20 protein-coding genes are annotated in these 18,525 nt (G+C 55.5%); 11 read left to right on the forward strand and 9 right to left on the reverse strand.

The window, feature by feature from the left end:
- The first annotated feature begins 191 nt into the window (after nucleotides 1–191).
- A complete protein-coding gene (locus BCF46_RS14535) occupies nucleotides 192–818 on the forward strand; it encodes a queuosine precursor transporter (protein WP_121025762.1) in 627 nt (208 codons plus the stop codon).
- Between the two features lie 235 nt (nucleotides 819–1,053).
- On the opposite strand, the gene BCF46_RS14540 is transcribed toward BCF46_RS14535, so the two are convergent.
- Entirely contained in the window at nucleotides 1,054–1,395 is a 342-nt protein-coding gene (locus BCF46_RS14540; protein WP_121025765.1) for a RidA family protein, read from the reverse strand.
- A gap of 187 nt (nucleotides 1,396–1,582) precedes the next feature.
- On the opposite strand from BCF46_RS14540, the gene BCF46_RS14545 reads away from it, so the two are divergent.
- Genes BCF46_RS14545 through BCF46_RS14560 form a run of 4 tightly spaced genes read left to right on the forward strand, consistent with a single transcriptional unit; the run spans nucleotide 1,583 to nucleotide 6,381 of the window.
- The gene (locus BCF46_RS14545; protein WP_121025768.1) at nucleotides 1,583–3,688 is read left to right on the forward strand and encodes a DEAD/DEAH box helicase; all 2,106 of its coding nucleotides are present in this window, start codon (nucleotides 1,583–1,585) and stop codon (nucleotides 3,686–3,688) included.
- Between the two features lie 42 nt (nucleotides 3,689–3,730).
- Nucleotides 3,731–4,153, forward strand: coding sequence for an alternative ribosome rescue aminoacyl-tRNA hydrolase ArfB (arfB, locus tag BCF46_RS14550; RefSeq protein ID WP_121025771.1), 423 nt, complete (start codon nucleotides 3,731–3,733; stop codon nucleotides 4,151–4,153).
- Complete coding sequence (locus tag BCF46_RS14555) at nucleotides 4,143–5,417, forward strand: aspartate aminotransferase family protein (protein ID WP_121026578.1); 1,275 nt, start codon at nucleotides 4,143–4,145, stop codon at nucleotides 5,415–5,417. The genes arfB and BCF46_RS14555 overlap by 11 nt, the downstream gene beginning before the upstream one ends.
- Nucleotides 5,407–6,381, forward strand: coding sequence for a phosphotransferase enzyme family protein (locus tag BCF46_RS14560; protein ID WP_121025774.1), 975 nt, complete (start codon nucleotides 5,407–5,409; stop codon nucleotides 6,379–6,381). Before BCF46_RS14555 ends, BCF46_RS14560 begins: the two co-directional genes overlap by 11 nt.
- Here BCF46_RS14560 and pncB read toward each other — a convergent pair.
- Both pncB and pncA read right to left on the reverse strand, forming a co-directional pair.
- Nucleotides 6,354–7,646, reverse strand: a complete 1,293-nt coding sequence (gene pncB / locus BCF46_RS14565; RefSeq protein WP_121025777.1) for a nicotinate phosphoribosyltransferase — start codon at nucleotides 7,644–7,646, stop codon at nucleotides 6,354–6,356. The genes BCF46_RS14560 and pncB overlap by 28 nt on opposite strands.
- Nucleotides 7,639–8,247, reverse strand: coding sequence for a bifunctional nicotinamidase/pyrazinamidase (gene pncA / locus BCF46_RS14570; RefSeq protein WP_121025780.1), 609 nt, complete (start codon nucleotides 8,245–8,247; stop codon nucleotides 7,639–7,641). Before pncA ends, pncB begins: the two co-directional genes overlap by 8 nt.
- Before the next feature lie 103 nt (nucleotides 8,248–8,350).
- Here pncA and trhO point away from each other — a divergent pair, with 103 nt between their 5' ends.
- Nucleotides 8,351–9,250, forward strand: a complete 900-nt coding sequence (trhO, locus tag BCF46_RS14575) for an oxygen-dependent tRNA uridine(34) hydroxylase TrhO (protein WP_121025783.1) — start codon at nucleotides 8,351–8,353, stop codon at nucleotides 9,248–9,250.
- On the opposite strand, the gene BCF46_RS14580 is transcribed toward trhO, so the two are convergent.
- The 6 genes from BCF46_RS14580 to fliF form a co-directional block, all read right to left on the reverse strand.
- Entirely contained in the window at nucleotides 9,247–10,410 is a 1,164-nt protein-coding gene (locus BCF46_RS14580; RefSeq protein ID WP_121025786.1) for an NAD(P)/FAD-dependent oxidoreductase, read from the reverse strand. The two genes, trhO and BCF46_RS14580, sit on opposite strands and share 4 nt — an antisense overlap.
- Before the next feature lie 51 nt (nucleotides 10,411–10,461).
- Nucleotides 10,462–10,932 carry a hypothetical protein gene (locus BCF46_RS14585; RefSeq protein ID WP_147436002.1) on the reverse strand — a complete coding sequence of 157 codons (471 nt, stop codon included), beginning with the start codon at nucleotides 10,930–10,932 and terminating at the stop codon, nucleotides 10,462–10,464.
- The gene (fliP, locus tag BCF46_RS14590) at nucleotides 10,933–11,679 is read right to left on the reverse strand and encodes a flagellar type III secretion system pore protein FliP (RefSeq protein WP_121025792.1); all 747 of its coding nucleotides are present in this window, start codon (nucleotides 11,677–11,679) and stop codon (nucleotides 10,933–10,935) included. It abuts the gene before it with no gap.
- A complete protein-coding gene (locus tag BCF46_RS14595; protein WP_121025795.1) occupies nucleotides 11,676–11,954 on the reverse strand; it encodes a FliM/FliN family flagellar motor switch protein in 279 nt (92 codons plus the stop codon). Before BCF46_RS14595 ends, fliP begins: the two co-directional genes overlap by 4 nt.
- A complete protein-coding gene (locus tag BCF46_RS14600) occupies nucleotides 11,947–12,477 on the reverse strand; it encodes a FliH/SctL family protein (RefSeq protein ID WP_170157946.1) in 531 nt (176 codons plus the stop codon). Before BCF46_RS14600 ends, BCF46_RS14595 begins: the two co-directional genes overlap by 8 nt.
- Nucleotides 12,478–12,539: 62 nt before the next feature.
- Nucleotides 12,540–14,180 (reverse strand): flagellar basal-body MS-ring/collar protein FliF, encoded by a 1,641-nt coding sequence (gene fliF / locus BCF46_RS14605; RefSeq protein WP_245990160.1) that lies wholly within the window; start codon nucleotides 14,178–14,180, stop codon nucleotides 12,540–12,542.
- 104 nt (nucleotides 14,181–14,284) lie between these two features.
- Between fliF and BCF46_RS14610 the strand changes: the two genes are divergently transcribed.
- Genes BCF46_RS14610 through BCF46_RS14630 form a run of 5 tightly spaced genes read left to right on the forward strand, consistent with a single transcriptional unit; the run spans nucleotide 14,285 to nucleotide 18,503 of the window.
- Entirely contained in the window at nucleotides 14,285–14,773 is a 489-nt protein-coding gene (locus tag BCF46_RS14610) for a flagellar basal body-associated FliL family protein (RefSeq protein WP_121025803.1), read from the forward strand.
- A gap of 9 nt (nucleotides 14,774–14,782) precedes the next feature.
- Complete coding sequence (locus BCF46_RS14615; protein WP_121025806.1) at nucleotides 14,783–15,166, forward strand: hypothetical protein; 384 nt, start codon at nucleotides 14,783–14,785, stop codon at nucleotides 15,164–15,166.
- Complete coding sequence (locus BCF46_RS14620) at nucleotides 15,166–15,750, forward strand: MotE family protein (protein WP_121025809.1); 585 nt, start codon at nucleotides 15,166–15,168, stop codon at nucleotides 15,748–15,750. Before BCF46_RS14615 ends, BCF46_RS14620 begins: the two co-directional genes overlap by 1 nt.
- A 36-nt stretch (nucleotides 15,751–15,786) precedes the next feature.
- On the forward strand, nucleotides 15,787–16,656 hold the full coding sequence (gene motA / locus BCF46_RS14625; RefSeq protein ID WP_121026581.1) for a flagellar motor stator protein MotA: 870 nt from the start codon (nucleotides 15,787–15,789) through the stop codon (nucleotides 16,654–16,656).
- Nucleotides 16,653–18,503 (forward strand): hypothetical protein, encoded by a 1,851-nt coding sequence (locus BCF46_RS14630; protein ID WP_121025812.1) that lies wholly within the window; start codon nucleotides 16,653–16,655, stop codon nucleotides 18,501–18,503. The genes motA and BCF46_RS14630 overlap by 4 nt, the downstream gene beginning before the upstream one ends.
- Nucleotides 18,504–18,525 lie beyond the last annotated feature (22 nt).

Below are 18,525 nucleotides of genomic sequence, written 5' to 3' on the forward strand. Positions count from 1 at the left end.
GCATCGCCGACGCTTTGCAGACAGCACAAAACCCCTGTGCAGCCTTGGTTAACGCAGGTCTCAACGGGTCGCGTCGCCACCGCTCGAAATCCACCGTTCACCATGTTAACCCTTGCCCCCATTCCGCCGTTCCCCTAAACGCGCCTCCTGAACCACAAGTCTCCGCTACCTTGTCAAAACGGAATTACATTATGACACGTCTTCTCCCCGGCATCCTTGCCATGGCACTCACCGTCGTGGCGTCCAACATCCTCGTCCAGTTCCTGTTCGGCAACTGGCTGACATGGGGCGCCTTCACCTACCCCATCGCCTTTCTAGTGACCGATGTGATGAACCGCCTCTACGGCCCGCAAGCCGCGCGGCGCGTTGTTTTTACTGGCTTTTTCGTAGGCATCGCCTGCTCCCTCATCGGCTCGCAAGTCATGCTGGAATACGGACCCGCCGTCCCGCTGCGCATCGCCGTCGCGTCCGCCATCGCGTTCCTGACCGCACAACTTCTGGACGTGTCCATCTTCGACCGCCTGCGACAGGGCGTTTGGTGGAAAGCCCCGCTCGCCTCGACCCTCATCGGCTCTGTTGTGGACACCGCGCTGTTCTTCACCATCGCGTTTTCGGCCTCGGTTACGCTATTTGGCGCGGGAAATGATGCAGCAATTTCATGGGCTTGGGAGGGTGTTCCGCTCTTGGGCCAGGGCACTGTATTACCGCTTTGGGTGTCCCTGGCAATCGCCGATTGGGGCGTGAAACTGGCCATCGCTTTGATCGCTTTGGTCCCGTTTCGCCTGGTCGTTGCAAAACTTTCACACAAAACTGCGTAGAAAACTCTTGAGTTATCCACAAGATGTGGCACCTTTCCATTGAACAGCAACCATTGAAAGGAGGTGTCCATGTCTAGAGTGATATTGGAGCAAGGTGTCAGGCAAGGTACGGAGGTGCGTGTCTAGGGGCAGCCCCCTAACCCACACCGAGGTATCGGTCACGGATCAACCTGACCCACCTCCATCAGATCTCGTCAAAGGGCGCCCGTGCTGTGGGCGCCCTTTGCTTTTCAAATCAGTCGTAGGCGGCGTCGACGATAATTTCGACCAGCAGTTCCGGCCGCGCCAACCGCGCCTCGCCACAAGCACGCGCAGGGGCGTGGCCTTCAGGCACCCACGCATTCCAAACCTCGTTGAGCCCTGCAAAATCAGACATATGCGCCAGCCAAACCGTGGCCCGCAGCATTTTTTCGCGTGAGGATCCCGCCAATGTCAGCATGGCATCTACGCGGCGCAGGCATTCTTCGGTCTGCTCCTTGATGCCATTCCCTTCACCAACCTGACCGGTGATATAAGCCACGCCGTTGTGCTTCACGACCTTGCTCGACCGCACACCTGTTTCAATTCTTTCGATCATTTCAAATGTCTCCTGTTGCTGTCGAGAACCCTATTCGCTGTGCCCTTTGAACGCACCCCCTATACAACAACGCCCAACCAGCGTATTGCCGCCCACTTGCGGTGCGCGCTCAGGGCACGGGCCGCGTTTGTGGCCAAATAGGGGTGGCTGCTTTTTCCTTTTTGCCCTGATCAGAAAGACGTGACCCGTGATACAATCCATTCAAGACGCGCTGACCGAGCGCGGCTACACCGACCTGACTCCAGTTCAAACAGCAGTAACCGACGACGAATACGGCAACGCGGACCTTCTGGTCTCGGCGCAAACAGGTTCTGGCAAGACAGTGGCATTTGGCCTTGCCATTGCACCCACCTTGCTCGGTGACGAGCTGAAATTCGGCCGCGCCGCAGCACCACTTGCCCTCGTGATTGCCCCAACCCGCGAGCTGGCGTTGCAGGTCAAACGCGAGCTGTCGTGGCTATATGCCAAGGCTGGTGCTGTCGTGGCGTCCTGTGTCGGCGGCATGGACATGCGCGACGAGCGCCGTGCACTGGACCGTGGCGCGCATATCGTCGTCGCGACACCGGGCCGCTTGCGCGACCACATCCAACGCAGCTCGATAGATCTGAGCGAAGCGCGTGCTGTCGTTCTTGACGAAGCCGATGAAATGCTGGACCTCGGATTCCGCGAAGATCTGGAGTTCATCCTGTCCGAAGCGCCGGAAAGCCGCCGCACCTTGATGTTCTCGGCAACGGTTCCGGCGTCCATCGCCAAACTGGCGAAGAGCTACCAGAAAGATGCGATCCGCGTTTCGACAAAAGCCGAGAACAGCCAACACTCTGACATTGAATACCGTGCGATGGCCGTAGCCCCGCGCGACGCAGAGAACAGCCTGATCAACGTACTGCGCTATTACGAAGCACCTACCGCGATCGTGTTCTGCAACACCCGCGCCATGGTGAACCGCCTGACGACCCGCTTCTCAAACCGCGGCTTCTCGGTCGTCGCTTTGTCCGGCGAGTTGAGCCAGAACGAACGCACCCACGCATTGCAATCCATGCGTGATGGCCGTGCGCGCGTTTGCGTGGCCACCGACGTCGCGGCACGCGGGATCGACCTGCCCAATCTTGAGTTGGTCATCCACGCCGAACTGCCAAACAACCACGAGACCCTGTTGCACCGGTCTGGCCGGACGGGCCGTGCTGGTCGCAAAGGCGTCAGCGCGATGATCGTGCCTGCTAAAATGCGCCGCAAAGCCGAGCGCCTTTTGCAGGGCGCGAAGGTAAAGGCCGAATGGGGTGAAGCCCCATCTGCCGATGACGTAAACGCGCGGGATGAAGAACGCCTGTTCAACGATCCGGTTTGGGTCGATACGGCTACAGATAGTGAGGCCGGTCTGGTCGCAAAGCTGGTCGAGCGTTTTTCCCCTGAGCAAATCGCAACCGCCTACACCCGCCTGTTCCGCGAGCGCCAATCTGCACCAGAAGATCTGGCTCCATCAGGCTCCGACGCTCCGAAAGCCCGTCCAGCCTTTGGCGCAAGCGTTTGGTTCTCGATCTCGGTCGGGCGCAAGGACAATGCCGAGCCTCGGTGGTTGCTACCGGCCATGTGCCGCGCGGGCGATCTGACTAAAGACGACATTGGCGCAATCCGCATCCAGCAGAACGCAAGCTTTGTTGAAATCTTGAAGACCAGCGAAGAAGGTTTCTTGAAGGCTCTCGGTGACGGCATGAAGTTGGAAGACGGCGCGATAGTAACCCGTCTTGATAAGGCACCCGACTTTACCTCAATGCCACGTCCGGAGGGCGGCAAGAAGCCGTACGAGAAGAAATCGTATGACAAAAAACCTTACGAGAAAAAACCATACGATAAGAAGCCACATCGCGACAACTACGACACCCCGCCCCGCCCCGCTGCAACCGAGCAGCCTAAATCGGGCAAAAGCATCAGTGACGCGCGTCCCGAGGGTGCAGTAACGGGCCACAAATCGCGCCCTGCCGGCGATAAGAAACCGTATGAAAAGAAAGGCGATAAGCCTGCCTTCGACAAGAAACCCGGCGGCAAGAAACCTTTCAACAAGACAGATGGTGACAAACCATTCCGTAAATCTGAAGGTGACAAGCCTCGTTTCGACAAAAAGCCCAGCGGCAAAAAACCGTTCAACAAAGCGGATGGCGGCAAACCCGCAGGCAAACGCCCTGCTGCAAGCGCGAATGATACGTCCAAACGCTTCACGCCTCCGGGTGGCAAAGTGAAACCGCGCGTAAACAAGGGCGCTGGCGCCACACCAAAGCGCGGTAAAGGCAAGCCTTAATCCGGCGTATTCAATACGCGGATCATGGGGTATCAATGCCTCATGATCCGCGTGAACGACACCATTATCATTGAAGACTGGGAGTTGACCGAAAGCTTCACCCGCGCCCAAGGGCCGGGCGGGCAGAACGTCAACAAGGTCGCCACCGCAGTTGAATTGCGCTTTGAAGCCGAGCGATCCCCGAACCTGACTGCGCCGGTGAAGGCACGGTTGAAACGGCTCGCCGGACGGCGCTGGACGACCGAGGGTGCGTTGATCATCTTCGTGCAAGAGACGCGTTCTCAAGCCCGCAATCGCGAAATCGCAGAAGTTCGCTTGCGCGAGCTGATTCTGAAAGCACTGGAAACCCCAAAGCGAAGGATCAAGACCCGCCCCACTCTTGGGTCGCAACGCCGCAGAATAGCGGCCAAGAAACAGCGCGGAGAAGTCAAATCACTGCGCGGGAAGGTCAATGATGACGACTGATCTACTGGCACGCCGAGAGCGCCTGCTTGGCCCGAATGTTCCGATTTTCTATGACGAACCAGTCCATTTGGTACGCGGCGAAGGCGTGTGGCTTTGGGACGCGGATGGGAAGAAGTATCTCGATTGCTACAATAACGTCCCGCATGTCGGGCATTGCCACCCCCACGTGGTGGAAGCGATCACCCGTCAGGCCATGACACTAAACACCCACACGCGGTATCTGCACGAAGGCATACTGGATTACACCGAGCGATTGACGGCTACCCTGTCCCACGACCTGAGCCAATTGATCATGGTTTGCACGGGTTCGGAGGCCAACGATATCGCCCTCCGCATGGCACAGGCCATGACCGGAAAAACTGGGATCATTGCAACCGACAACACCTATCACGGCAACACGCTTGCGACATCGCAGCTATCTACTCGTCGCCCGCCAATCGGGGGCTATCCTCGCCATGTTCGTCTGGTTCCGGCACCTGATAGCGTCCGACCTGTCGGTGGCACGCTCGAGGGGCAATCGCAAGCATTCGCCGAAAACGTCCAGCGCGCGATTGAGGAATTGGAAGCCGAGGGATGTGGCTTTTCCGGCTTTATGCTGTGCCCGAGTTTCGCCAATGAAGGTATACCCGCTATCGCACCAGGATTTCTCGATCCGACTGTCGAAGTTGTGCGCCGTGCTGGGGGATTGCTTCTGTGCGACGAAGTCCAACCTGGTTTCGGCAGGATCGGAGTTAATTTCTGGGGTCACGACTGGCTGGGCTTTTCACCGGACGTCGTGACCGTCGGTAAGCCCATGGCGAATGGCCATCCGGCTGCAGCGGTCGTGGCGCGCCCGGACATCATGGCAACCTTCCGTACCGCTTTTGGTTACTTCAACACGTTTGGCGGCAACCCTGTCAGCTGCGCCGCGGCGATGGCGACAATGGATGTGATCGAAGCTGATGGGCTACAGGAAAACGCGCGGGTGGTAGGGGCCTACGCGCTCCAGAGACTCAAGCGTATCGAGCACCCACTAAAAGCAGAAGCCCGAGGCTTGGGACTTTTCTTCGGCATAGAGTTTGTCTTGGACGATGGAACACCCGCGACGGATTTCGCAGCACAAGTGGTGGAGCGTATGCGCGAGGGTGGCGTCTTGATGAACCGCATCGGGCGCGACATGAACACGTTGAAAATGCGCCCACCGATGCCCTTCGGGATCGAGCACGCCGACCTAGCGATGGACCTGTTGGAAGAAACACTTCGCGAGGTGCCATGTGACACCTGAACAAGCCACCGCAAAAGCAATCCTCGCCGCCGAAGTCTGGGGTGGTTTGGAAACGCCCCCACGCCTAATCAAGAACCGCGAAAACGCCGTGTTTGAGGTCAGGCTAATTCACGGCGGGCACGCCGCGTTGCGCCTGCACAGGATGGGCTATCAGCCCAAGGCCTCGATCGAAGGCGAACTTATCTGGACCGACCGCCTGCGCAGCGTAGGCTTTACTTGCCCGGCTCCGATACCGACCAAAGACAGCCAACTGACCGTCGAGTTACCTGATGGCCAGATCGCTTCCTGCGTAGCGTGGCTTGATGCAACGCCAATAGGCGAAAACGGAGTGGCCTTTGCTGGCAGCGTTCAGGAGCATTGCGCCCTCTACCATCGCGTTGGCCGACTTATCGCACAGCAGCATAAGGCAACCGAAGCAATCGACACGTCGGATATTCAACGCCCCGCATGGGATTGTGAGGCCTTGCTCGGAGACACCCCCCATTGGGGCCGGTTCTGGGAAAATCCGTCGCTAGAGCCAAACGAAGCGGTGTTGCTACTCGAAGCTCGCGACAATGCTGCTCGGCATCTCGCGGCTCTTAACCCGACGATCAATCTAATTCATGCTGACCTACTGCAAGAAAACATACTCGAAAATGAAGATGGACTTTGGCTCATCGATTTTGACGACGGGGGGTATGGCTACCGAGGGTATGACTTCGGGACGGCCCTTATTCAACATGCTGAATTGCCCTATCTCGACGCGTTGTCAGACGCCACTATAGAGGGCTATGAAAGCCTCTGCGGTCCACAACCCTCGCTAGCTGAAGCTTTGCCGTTGTTTATCATGCTGCGCAGCATGGCATCGTGCGGTTGGACGATCTCCAGAGCGAGCGCCGATGATCCGAGCCAACGGAGATACGCCGAGCGTGCATTACGTTGCGCCCGGCATTACCTTCAAACCACGACTTCGATGTCTTCCTGATCGCCGACGCCGAACACCCGCTTGTAGCGCTCGATCTCGGATGCTGGCCCCATGGCCTTGCGCGGGTTGTCGGACAGCTTAACGGTCGGGCGACCATTGGCGGACACCGCCTTGCACACCAACGAGAACGGCACGAGACCGTTATCGGGAACAAGCCCCCGGAAGTCATTGGTGAGCAATGTGCCCCACCCGAACGAGACGCGAACCCGCCCGCGGAACTGCGTCTGAAGTTCGATAATTTTGTCAACGTCCAGCCCGTCCGAGAAAATCACAAGCTTTTGCGTCGGATCTTCCCCGCGTGACTTCCACCAATTGATCGCGCGTTCCGCGCCCTCGGCAGGATCACCACTGTCGATGCGCATGCCAGTCCAGCCTGCCAGCCAGTCGGGTGCCTCGGCAAGGAAACCGTCAGTGCCGTAGGTGTCTGGCAAAATAATTCGCAAGTTTCCCTCGTGCTCTTCTTGCCAGTCAGCCAGAACGTCGTAGGGGGCTTGTCGCAGGGCCTCATCGCTCTCAGCAAGCGCCGAGTAGACCATGGGCAACTCGTGCGCATTGGTCCCGATCGCTTCAACTTCGCGGCGCATGGCGATCAAGCAATTCGAAGTGCCGACGAACTTGTTGCCAAGCCCCTCCTGCATCGCCTGCACACACCAATCCTGCCACATGAAGCTGTGACGGCGGCGCGTGCCGAAATCTGCGACACGCAGATCGTCTACACCTTGCAGCTTCTCGACCTTTTCCCAAAGCCGCGTCATGGCGCGGGCATAGAGAACCTGAAGCTCGAAGCGGCCCATGTCTTTCAACACAGCCCGTGACCGCAGCTCCATCAAAATGGCCAGCGCGGGAATTTCCCAAAGCATGACCTCGGGCCATTTGCCCTCGAAGGTCAACTCGTACTGGCCGTCACGTTTTTCCAAATGGTAGGCTGGCATGGAGACATTTTCGAACCACTCCATAAAGTCCGGGCGGAACATCTGGCGTTTGCCATAGAAGGTATTACCACGAAGGAACGTGCTTTCGCCACGCGATAGCGACAGTGACCGGATGTGATCCAATTGCTCACGCAACTCGCCCTCATCCACCAAATCTGCCAGCCGGATATCCTTGCTACGGTTGATCAGGGAGAACGTGACATTGGTATCGCGATTGTTGCGAAACACCGACTGGCACATCAGAAGTTTGTAGAAATCGGTGTCGATCAGGGACCGCACAATCGGGTCGATCTTCCACTTGTGGTTATAAACCCGCGACGCAATATCAACCATTGAGCTGCACTCCAGCATCAGTCATTCCAAGAAGGGCAGCCTCTAGCGATCCGTCCAGATCAATTGCGCGGCACAGGCTTTGGTCAACACTCACGTCAAAGCCCAGCTTCGCGCCATCCACTGCCGAAAAGTTCACGCAGAAATCCAACGCCAAGCCCACCATAGTCAGTTTTTTGACCCCACGCGTGCGTAGATAACCTTCAAGCCCCGTTGGCGTGACATGGTCATTCTCAAAGAAGGCCGAATAGCTATCGACGGCGGGATTGAACCCCTTCCGCACGATCATCTGCGCAGAATCGGCATGCAGGTCTTGATGAAATTCAGCGCCATGGCTTCCCTGCAAACAATGATCCGGCCACAACACTTGTGGGCCATAGGACATGTCGGTCACAGAAAACGGTTCTAGCCCGTCATGAGAAGACGCAAAAGACGAGTGCCCCGCAGGGTGCCAATCTTGGGTTAAGACAACAATCTGGAACTGACTCATCAAGCCATTGATCGCTCCGACAATTTCGTCGCCTCCTGCCACAGCAAGCGCCCCGCCCGGACAGAAATCATTCTGTAGGTCGATGACAATTAGGGCCTCATCGGCTGCGCGCATATCTCATCCTTTCAGGATTTCGCCTAAACTTGCTAGGCGCATGCCCGCCTTGCGTCAACAGCCCGCACTTGATCCTGCTTTTGCACGGTCGTAAAGCGTCACCATGTTTACAGTTGCAGCACTCTACCATTTCACCCGTTTCCCCGACCCAGACAACCTGCGTCCCGCCTTGGTCACCCTGTGCGAACGCGAGGGCATACGCGGCACCTTGCTGGTCGCCAAAGAGGGGATCAATGGAACTGTGGCGGGCAATCGTGCGGGCATTGATGCCTTGCTTGCTCATCTACGCGCTCTGCCCGGCTGCGCTGACTTGGAGCATAAGGAATCCGTCGCCTCCGAGATGCCGTTCAACCGTATGAAAGTTCGCCTGAAGCGCGAGATTGTGACGATGGGCCAACCCGACGTCGACCCGCTGGCGCGCACCGGACACTATGTGAAACCCGCCGATTGGAATGATCTGATACAAGCAGGCGACGTTGCTGTAATCGACACCCGCAACGACTACGAAGTGGCAATCGGCACATTCGAAGGTGCCATCGACCCGAAAACCAAAAGCTTCGGCGAGTTTCCTGCTTGGTGGGAGGCCAACAAAGACCGTTTCCACAACAAGCGCGTCGCCATGTTTTGCACTGGCGGTATCCGCTGCGAGAAATCAACCAATTACCTCCTCGGGCAAGGCGTTGAAGACGTCTATCACCTGCAAGGCGGCATTCTAAAGTATCTAGAGGAAGTGCCCGAAGCCGAGAGCACTTGGAACGGCGAATGCTTCGTCTTCGATGGCCGAGTTTCCGTGGGTCATGCGCTAAAAGAAGGCGATCTTAAGCTATGCTACGCATGTCGCCGCCCCCTGCAGCCAGAAGACCTGCGCCGCGACGAATACGAGCTTGGGGTTAGCTGCCATCATTGCCTGCAGGAAACATCCGCTGACGATCGCGAGCGATTTCGTGAACGCCAAAAGCAAATTAAGCTGGCGACCAAACGAGGCGAAAAGCACATCGGTTAACGTCCGCGTAACGCTCTGCTAATCTTACGAGTTATCGATTGCGCACCACGGTGCAATATCATGCGAGCGGAGAAATCATTTCTGAAGAAGCGCAGCAATTCCTCTGGCGACAGAGTACGCATTCGCGCGACGGATCGGTCCCAATCTTGGGGGGTGTAGGCAGCGGCGCGGCGGTTCGCTTCGAACCCAATACGGTATTGCAAGGCCAGCTTACGACGGACCATTCGCTCCCAACGCCTTAGCGCATCCGGTGACCCGTCCCCCAAGGCAGCACCTAAATTCCGTCCCTGTTCGATGCAGATTCGGATACCCTCACCCAATGTTGGAGTTGCCATATTTGCGCTGTCGCCAACACGCACAACACCGTCGAAAACTAGGTTAGATGTGAAAGGAATGGACGGTAAAATTCCTGCATTCACATGGAAGTTTTCGGGCTTAGGGAGCTCCATCTTTTCCAACGCGCCACCCTCAAGAAGCCCTTGCATAAGGGTTTTGGGTGATTGGTCAGAATCCGGCTCGATCACCCCCACGCCGAGCCGTAAATTCCCGGAAGTTGTTGGGAAAGCCCAGCCATAGCCTGTCGGCGTAGCAGAACCAAAGAAAAGTGCCGCACGGTTTGGATCATGAAATGGGGCTGCGAATTCATATTCGATCCCGATGCCGCGCCTGTCGGGCGGCGCCCACAAACCCAAGTCTTGCAACACGGCGCAGTGCCAACCGGAAGCATCCACAATGATGCGTGAAACCACTTCATACTCTTCCCCGTTTTTGCGCAGCCGGGAAACGAACTGCCCGCCTTTCCGACACGTTCCCAGATATTTGGTCGCACAGCGGATGTCCGCGTTGGATTGCACCGACAACCATCGGTAGAGATCAGTGACATTCAAAACAGCCACGGGATCTGACGACATATCGACCGTCAGATGTTCGTTGTCCGAATAGATATCCGCATGGTTTACCGGATGAGCAAACTCAGGTGGAAGTCCCAGCGCGTCAACGTCCCGCATCCAGCAGCCGCCAGACGTACGAACCGGCTTACCGATTTCGCGATCTTGGTGCACCAGAATGGCTGAAACGTGGTCTGGTAGTGTTGACGCAACTGACAAGCCCGCCGGGCCACCACCAACAATTAGAATTTCTGTATCGACACGTTCCAGCATACCCTACTTCTGACACAGCTTGCTGCTGCTATGCCACGGAGAAAACGGCACCTACTTCTTGAGTTCCGCTACATAGGCAGCTACCTGCCGCGCGGTTTGACCCCGCAACCTGCGCAATGCTTCAAGTTGCGATGCAGTCGGCAAGTCGATCAGGTGCTTTGCAATCAAAGCTGGATGCTGTGCCAATATATCTGCCGCTTTTTCCTGCGGTGGGTCGACTTGTGGTAGCGCTGATCTTTCAGCTGCCTTACGTGTCATCCCAGTTGCGGCGGTCTGTTGCGGTTCAGCCAGCCGGCGAACCAGATTCGCCAGCGCCCTGCTCATATCAGGGGGCGTAGAGTTCTGCCCCAACGGTCGAACTGCAGTTCTGGCAAGGTCTTTAAAAAACGGGTGCGCGGATGTTTTGGCAAAGTCCGCCCCCAGCATTGAAACAAGCATTCGGGCTTTCTTGATCTGGGCGAACGTCGGTGACGCCCCGTTTTGCTGAGGTGTTGAAGGCAATGGCTGGGCTGGGTGGGGCATCTACATATAACTCCTTACAAGGGCGCTAGAGATCAGGCTCCAGCCGTCAGCAACGACAAAAAAGGCAAGTTTGAACGGTAATGACACGATAGCGGGCGGCACCATCATCATCCCCATCGACATGAGCACCGCAGACACCACTAGATCGATAATCAAAAAAGGCAGGAAAACCAAAAAGCCAATTTGAAATGCGCGCTCGATCTCGCTCAACATGAAAGACGGGATCAAAAGCGACAATGATGCATCGCTTGGGGAACCGCCCCCGGCCTGCGCTGGTCGAAGCTCTGCCAGGGTTAAGAATGTGTCCATATCCAACCGAGCAGACATAAATCCGCGAAACGGCTCCAGCGCTTTGGGTATGGCCTCTTCTATCGTCAGCAGACCATCGTTCAGCGGTTTGAGCCCTGTTTCCCAGCTAGCTGTAAAAACAGGGTCCATTACAAAATACGTCAAGAAAAGCGCAAGGCTTACGATCAACATATTGGGCGGCGCAGATTGCAAGCCAATCGCCTGTCGCAGAATGGATAGAACGGTCACGACAAACGGGAAGCAAGTGATCATTATCGCAATGCCCGGGGCGAGGCTTAGAACGGTCATCAACGCAATTAGCTGCATCGCCCGCGCGCTCAAGGATGCATCATCCCCAAGAGAAATTGACAGGTCTTGGGCGTCCGCGGGTATCGCCCAAAGTGATCCGGCTGACAGGACCAAAACCGCCAAAAAACAACGTAAGAACGGATTTATCATTTCAATCCAGTCGTAGGATCGCCAACCGCAGTAAGGCGTACCGAAAGGCTGCCATCTTCAGAATCCGCAGGCGTTTCCAGAAATCCAGTGGCAATAAGTTTTTCGCCGACATAAAGCTCCACCGGATCGTCAATTTGAGTATTCAGCGGCAACACCGAGTCTGGTCCAAGCTCCATTAGATCCTTGATCGTAGGGGACGCAGACCCAACGCAAACGCGCAGATCAACACTCACACCCTGCAGCAAATCTTCTTTCAGGTTTGTCGGGTCAGGCATGCTTGGCCTCCATCAATTCGGGTGTTTCAAAGAACGCGTTTATGCTGTCGCGCAAAGATTGGAGCGTTTCATCCAGATCAATGCGCGCCTGCCCGTCATCGAGGTGCAAGATCGCCTGTGACGTCGTCAAAGTCGTTTCGGGTTCTACAGTCACTGGAAATTTTATGGTGTTCGCAACCAGTTCCCGAAGCATCTCAACGCTCTCAGGCGCACATGCTATCGTAACCGAGGGCTCTCTGCTTTCCGCGACTTCATCAAGCACTTCGACGACCCGCCCTCCCAAGCTCTTTGCCAATAGCTGTGGTAAGACAGCTTCGACCATCGCTTCCAACACCGGACGTACCGATTGCATGGTGTGCTGCCTTGCCTCAAAATACGTGAGGTTCAGCGCTTGAAGGGCCGAAGACAGCGACTCTCTGACTTCGCGATCTTGATCTTCAGTTGCGGCAGCCGCATCCTGCCAACCGCATTTGTAGCCTTCATCAAATGAGGCGCGAAGTGCGCTCGCGTCTGTACCAGCCACTTGTTTTGATGAGGGCGGGCGCGCATCAGCTAAAGAAAAGTCCTCAAAAAATTGCGAATGCGTCATTGTGCGGTCATTTCCGGTGCCTCAATCCAGCTTTTCAAAACCTCGACAGTCTCGTCCTGCCGTTCATCAATGAGAGCCTTCAGGCGTTCCACGGGATCCTCACTGGGCGCAGGTGCGCTCAAGCTTTGAGGCGTAAGCTGGGTTAGGTCTTGCGAACCTGCATTTACCCGGGTTCGCGACATCGGCTCGCCGCCTGGCGCATTCGTCAAAGCCGGAAGAGCTTGAGGACCCGAAATGAGATCGGTTGGAGGCATGTCATTTAGCGGGCGTTCAGCAGTTTTTGCAGCCAGCACAATGGGGCGAATAACAAATAGGCCAAGAGCCAATGCAACAAAGGCTGCGACGCCAATTTGCGTCAGTGCCATGACATTCAACGGACGAGACGTCACCCATCCATTCTCCGGAGTCTCGATCAGAGACGGATCTGGCGACAAATCCATTGAGCGCAGAGTCACAGAATCCCCGCGCGCTTCATCATACCCAATCGCGGACTTGACCAAAGCCTCCAGCGCGCGAAGCTCATCTTCACCCCGAGGCTCCCAAACCTCTAGGCCAGCGTCATCCACACGCCTCGATCCATCCACGAGTACCGCGACGGTTACCCGTTTGATTGAACCTGCGACCCGTCGGATCTCTCGTGTCGTTTCGGAAATCTCGTAGTTAACGATTTCTCTGGTGTCCGAGTTCTGACCAGATTGCTCGCTACCGCCCTGACCGTTCCCTTCAGGTAGATTGCTGGCGACCGTTACATCACCGCCGCCCTGATTGCGTGAGGAACTTGATGTTTCTTGTGTGTTCGTGCTGATTGCCACGCGGCTTTCAGGATCTACTTTCCGCTCAACGATTGTTTCGGCATCTGTCAGCGTATCGACATTCACCTCGACGACCGCCCCACCCATACCAGTTCGCGCTAAGATCAATCTCTCGACGTTTTGCTTCAGGCGCTCGCCATGCGCTAATGCAGTGCGCGCAGGCGTTTCTTTGCCTGATTGGGCCATCACGACTCCAAGGTCTGCGTTGATGATCGATACATCCTCCGGTCGAAGTCCGGCCACAGCAGATGCAACAAGGAAGCGAATGGCCTCTGCGGCGGGATTCGGTATTTGGCTACCATCACCGCGGATAGACACAGAGGCAGTCGACTCGGCGGAACGACGAAACGGGCTTTGGGTGGACTGCGCGATATGAACTCTCGCCGCGCTCACTTGTGGATTGGCGACAATCGTCCGAGCAAGCTCGCCCTCTTTGGCGCGCAAGTATGCAGCGTCGAACATCTGCGACGTAGTACCGAATCCGCTTAACTCATCAAGCAGTTCGTAGCCGTCGCCACTATTGGCAGGCAAGCCTTCCCCGGCAAGCGTTAACCGCAACTGATCGCGGCGCATTTCGTCAACGTAAATCGCGCCCCCCCTAACCTCGAACGGAACACCTTCCGCTTCTAGTTGCGCGATAATTTCACCCGCCGCGTTAGGAGCCAGACCACTATAGAGAAGGCCCATATTTGGTGTCGCAGCCATCCGGGTCAGGAACAAAACCCCCAACATGACGAGAACCGCCGACCCGACAACTATCACGCGTTTCTTCGCATCCAAGGCGTTCCAAATATCCTGGAATTGCTGCACGTCTGAACCTCTCACAATCACGAGTCGTTCTAACCCGCTGAACACCACTTAAAGTGATGAGCCTTAACAATCAGTTAGTCGGTTGAGCTGTATAGCTGAAAAAAATCTGTGAGAATCAAATGGCCGACGATACCACTATTGAACCCCAAGAAGAGTCTAAGAAAACAAGCAAAATGGGGCTGGTGATTGGGCTAATACTGGCCTTAGCCGGCGGCGGTGGTGCGTTCTTTGCGATCTACTCCGGACTAGTATTTGCGCCAGGCGCTATTCAAGAGACGAAAGCTACACACGAGGAAACTGAACCGCTTCCAGCAATCAGCTTCGTCCCGATTTCTCCAATCGTCGTTACCGTGGGGCGCGCAGGGTCACGCCAACTTCGCTTCCGCGCCGAGCTGGAAGTCGACCCAGAGCGAACCGAAGACGTCTCTCTCCTGATGCCGCGTATCTTGGATGTTCTGAACGGGTATCTACGGGCTGTTGATCTTGCCGAACTTGAAAACCCGGCGTCCCTTATCAAGCTCCGGGCACAAATGCTGCGCAGGGTGCAAATTGTGACAGGCTCCGGTCACGTTCGCGATCTCTTAATCACTGAATTTGTATTCTCGTGAGGACAAAAATTGAATTTTATATCTGATATTCTCCTTGGCTTCGGCGCGATCGCCGCCGCAGTCTATTGCTTTGTGCTGTCCCGGAAACTCTCCAAACTTAAAGGCTTGGATCAGGACTTGGGGTCCGCCATTGCTATCCTGTCACGGCAGGTTGACGAGATGACCAAAGTTCTTTCGTCGGCCCAAGACGCCACCAACAATTCGGCATCTGAACTGGAGAACAAAACTGAGGTCGCAGCAAATGTCGCTGAACGGTTAGAGTTGATGATTGCTGCACTTCAGGACTTGCCCGAAACGGAACTCGATGCTGATGCCCGGCTCCTTGAAGAAGCAAATGCCGAACGGCCGGATGTAAACCTCTTCGTCCGAAATGCGTCTCGGAGGGCGTCTTGATGAAAGCTACACAAAAGGGGCGTTCCCCGCGGGGAATACTGGCGTTCGTCGTCGCCATGCTACTTCTGTCAGGCAGCCTTAGACTTGGCTCCATTGGGATCGCGGTCGCATCAAGCACAACGGATGTCGATCCAAAACTAGGAAACGTCGAGGCAGTCTCAGAATGCGTAACCGATGCCGAAACCCACGAGTTGATGGAGCTCCTCAAAGCACGGTCTGAGCAGATCTCTGCCTTAGAAGCCGAGCAAGAGAAACGACAGATCGAACTCGCCAACGCTGAAGCCACTATTCTGGAAAATCTCAGTAGAGTTGAGGAAGCCGAAACCCGTCTGTCCCAAACCATTCAGCGCGTCGACGGGGCTTCGTCGAAAGATGTCAACAAGCTGACCTCCGTGTACGAGTCGATGAAGCCAAAAGACGCGGCCCTTCTTTTTGAACAAATGAGCCCCGACTTTGCAGCCGGATTCCTTGCGCAGATGTCGCCGTCGGCAGCAGCTGGAATTCTCTCAGGCCTGACATCCGAAAAGGCCTACACCGTGAGTGTGGTTCTAGCCGGCAGAAACGCCAACGCCCCGAAGCAGTAACCTGCGCTTATTGCGCGATTAATGGAGCATCTGGAAATGGTGGGAATAGTTGGCATAGTGGTGGTCTTCGTGATGGTTTTTGGCGGCTATCTTGCCGCCGGCGGGAAGATGGGAATCATTCTCAAATCTTTGCCATTTGAGGCCACCATGATCATCGGCGCGGCAGTCGGCGCATTCCTGATTAGCAACGACTTCTCTGGCGTCAAACATACGGTCAAGGACATCGGGAAGGTCTTCAAAGGACCGAAATGGGTAAAGCAGGATTACCAAGACCTTCTGTGTCTACTTTCAGAACTTCTACGTGTTGCGCGTCGCAGCCCGGTAGAGCTAGAGCCGCATATTGAAGCACCAGAAGAGTCGTCAATCTTCGGAAGCTATCCAAAAATATTAGCTGATGAGGAGTCGGTGAACTTGATTTGCGACACTTTGCGATCAGCAGGGATGAACTACGACGATCCACACCAAGTCGAAGAAGTTCTCGAAAAGCGAATAGAGGGCAATGCGCACCACGCCATGCATTCAAGTCACGCCATGCAAACTATCGCAGACGGGTTGCCGGCGTTGGGTATCGTCGCCGCCGTTTTGGGGGTCATAAAAACCATGAGTTCAATTGATCAACCTCCTGAAATCTTGGGCAAACTCATTGGCGGCGCATTGGTAGGAACGTTTTTAGGGGTTTTCCTAGCGTATGGCTTCGTTGGTCCATTTGCTGCGAAAATTAAAACTGTCATCGAGGACGAGAGTCACTTCCAATCCCTTATCCGTGAAATACTGGTCGCCAACCTTCACCAACATTCAGTCAACATGTGCATAGAAGTCGGGCGACAGAATACACCAAGCTTTCTTCGCCCAACCTATTCCGAGTTAGAAGAGGCCCTGAAGGGCGCGCGGAAAGACGCGGCTTGAGGGTAGTTTTTCTAATATCCGCACTCCTCGTCGCCGGTTCAGTTTGGGCAAAACCTGCGTTGATAAAGTCGGGAGAGCACGAACGCTTCTCTCGGCTGGTCTTGTACACAGGCACCGCGCAGACATGGTCGCAAAGCCGCGCCGCAGATTTGGTAACCATAACTATTTCTGGGTGGTCACTTGGCTTCGACACCTCGCAGGTTTTCAAAATGATTCCCCCGGATCGGATTGCCAAACTGGAAGCGACCAAAACAAGTTTGAAGGTCACTCTTGGCTGCGATTGCCCAGTTGAAATTCAAGCGGTTGATCAGATTGGCCTAGTGATCGATGTCCTGGATGAGCGCCTGCCGGTTGATGTCCCAGATCAAATCACCCCTCCCACTCATTATTGGCCTGAACCTGAGGGGTTCGTTCGCAACAGTCAAAACCTGGCTGCCGTGGCTGCATTTAGGAAGAATCTTTCAGAAGGTGTTGGGCGGGCTGCGACCCAGCAGTTGTTGGACGTTGCTAAAACAATCGAAATACTCGGGCCAGAGTCTTCAGAAAAACCCAGAACTCACGATCCAATAGTACCGGTAGCTAGGTTTCGAACCACATCCGCCTCAGAACGCGCTGCACGACGTGACCAATACACTCTGCCCGAAGAACTGGCCTGCCCGCCCCAGAATTTAGGCGATATCGAAAACTGGGGCTCCGCATCCCCGTTCACCGAACAGCTTGGAGACATCCGCAATTCTTTGATGGGTGAATTCGATGCTTTGGACAACACTGAAGCCCTACGCCTTGCACGGCTCTACGTCCACTTTGCAATGGGAGCCGAGGCATTAGCGACAATAGGTACGCTGGAACAAGCTGGTTACGAGGCCCAGTTTTTGAAACCAATAGCCAAGCTTCTAGATGATGCGGATATGCAAAAACCGGCCATCGAGCTTCCAACCAATGGGTGCTCCGGAACACATGCGATCTGGGGTGCATTGCTAAGTAGCGATCCGGAAGCCATCACCGAAGCTCAGGCCAAAACAATCACCGAAAGTTTCAGCCGCCTCCCCCAACACCTTAAGTCAATACTAGGCCCCAAACTCATGGCCCGTTTGAACCAGGACGGCAAAGAAATCGCTGCCAGTGTCGTACGAAACTCAATTTCAAGCCATCACGACACGCGTCAAACACCACCCCTAGAACCCGCAGATTTGGCAAACCTGTCCGAACCGGAACTGAACGATCTGATCGCAAAAAGTAATAGTCAGACACCTGCGGCCCTCGTCGCGCTACTAAAAATGAAAATCAAACAAGGTGCGCCCATCAGTGAGACATCACGAGACGTCGCTAGGTCATTCGCGATTCAACAACTTGGCGATCCAGTTTCAATCGAGCTGGAAACCGTTCTAGCACAAGACGCCGTCCTTCGGGGCGACTACTCGGAGGCTTTGGATACAGCTCTCGACCCCGAAACGCGCGTTGATACATCAACAATCGTTTCATTCGCAGCCCGGCGCCTGCTTGACAGCGGTAGCGACACAGACCTTGCAAAATTTGCGCTAAGGTTAGGTCATGATCTGGGCGCGAAACATCTACCCAAGAATACAATTTTGACCATAGGTAAAAAGTTGCAATCGGTAGGATTGGACGAGCTCGCGACCGCGTTTTCCGGACGCCCCCCGGAGAAGGGCGCGATCAAGCCTGAGAACAGACAACAGGTCTTGGGCAGAGACATCAGCCTATCGCAGTCTTTCAGCCCCCCTCCTCCAACTCTGGGCGCAGCCAAGACCATTCTGGATGCGAGCCGAGACACACGAAGGCAAATATCACGAATACTCGGCAACTCAGGTAGTTCAGGCGTCCAGTAATCCTGCTTCGGTTAACCGTCCG

The sequence above is a fragment of the Litoreibacter meonggei genome (assembly GCF_003663885.1).
GTDB lineage: Bacteria > Pseudomonadota > Alphaproteobacteria > Rhodobacterales > Rhodobacteraceae > Litoreibacter > Litoreibacter meonggei.

Coding starts and splice junctions, on each gene's coding strand:
- BCF46_RS14535 (WP_121025762.1), top strand. CDS start 192: ATGACACGTCTTCTCCCCGGCATCCTTGCCATGGCACTCACCGTCGTG.
- BCF46_RS14540 (WP_121025765.1), bottom strand. CDS start 1,395: ATGATCGAAAGAATTGAAACAGGTGTGCGGTCGAGCAAGGTCGTGAAG.
- arfB (WP_121025771.1), top strand. CDS start 3,731: ATGATCCGCGTGAACGACACCATTATCATTGAAGACTGGGAGTTGACC.
- BCF46_RS14555 (WP_121026578.1), top strand. CDS start 4,143: ATGACGACTGATCTACTGGCACGCCGAGAGCGCCTGCTTGGCCCGAAT.
- pncB (WP_121025777.1), bottom strand. CDS start 7,646: ATGGTTGATATTGCGTCGCGGGTTTATAACCACAAGTGGAAGATCGAC.
- pncA (WP_121025780.1), bottom strand. CDS start 8,247: ATGCGCGCAGCCGATGAGGCCCTAATTGTCATCGACCTACAGAATGAT.
- trhO (WP_121025783.1), top strand. CDS start 8,351: ATGTTTACAGTTGCAGCACTCTACCATTTCACCCGTTTCCCCGACCCA.
- BCF46_RS14580 (WP_121025786.1), bottom strand. CDS start 10,410: ATGCTGGAACGTGTCGATACAGAAATTCTAATTGTTGGTGGTGGCCCG.
- BCF46_RS14585 (WP_147436002.1), bottom strand. CDS start 10,932: ATGCCCCACCCAGCCCAGCCATTGCCTTCAACACCTCAGCAAAACGGG.
- fliP (WP_121025792.1), bottom strand. CDS start 11,679: ATGATAAATCCGTTCTTACGTTGTTTTTTGGCGGTTTTGGTCCTGTCA.
- BCF46_RS14595 (WP_121025795.1), bottom strand. CDS start 11,954: ATGCCTGACCCGACAAACCTGAAAGAAGATTTGCTGCAGGGTGTGAGT.
- BCF46_RS14610 (WP_121025803.1), top strand. CDS start 14,285: ATGGCCGACGATACCACTATTGAACCCCAAGAAGAGTCTAAGAAAACA.
- BCF46_RS14620 (WP_121025809.1), top strand. CDS start 15,166: ATGAAAGCTACACAAAAGGGGCGTTCCCCGCGGGGAATACTGGCGTTC.
- motA (WP_121026581.1), top strand. CDS start 15,787: ATGGTGGGAATAGTTGGCATAGTGGTGGTCTTCGTGATGGTTTTTGGC.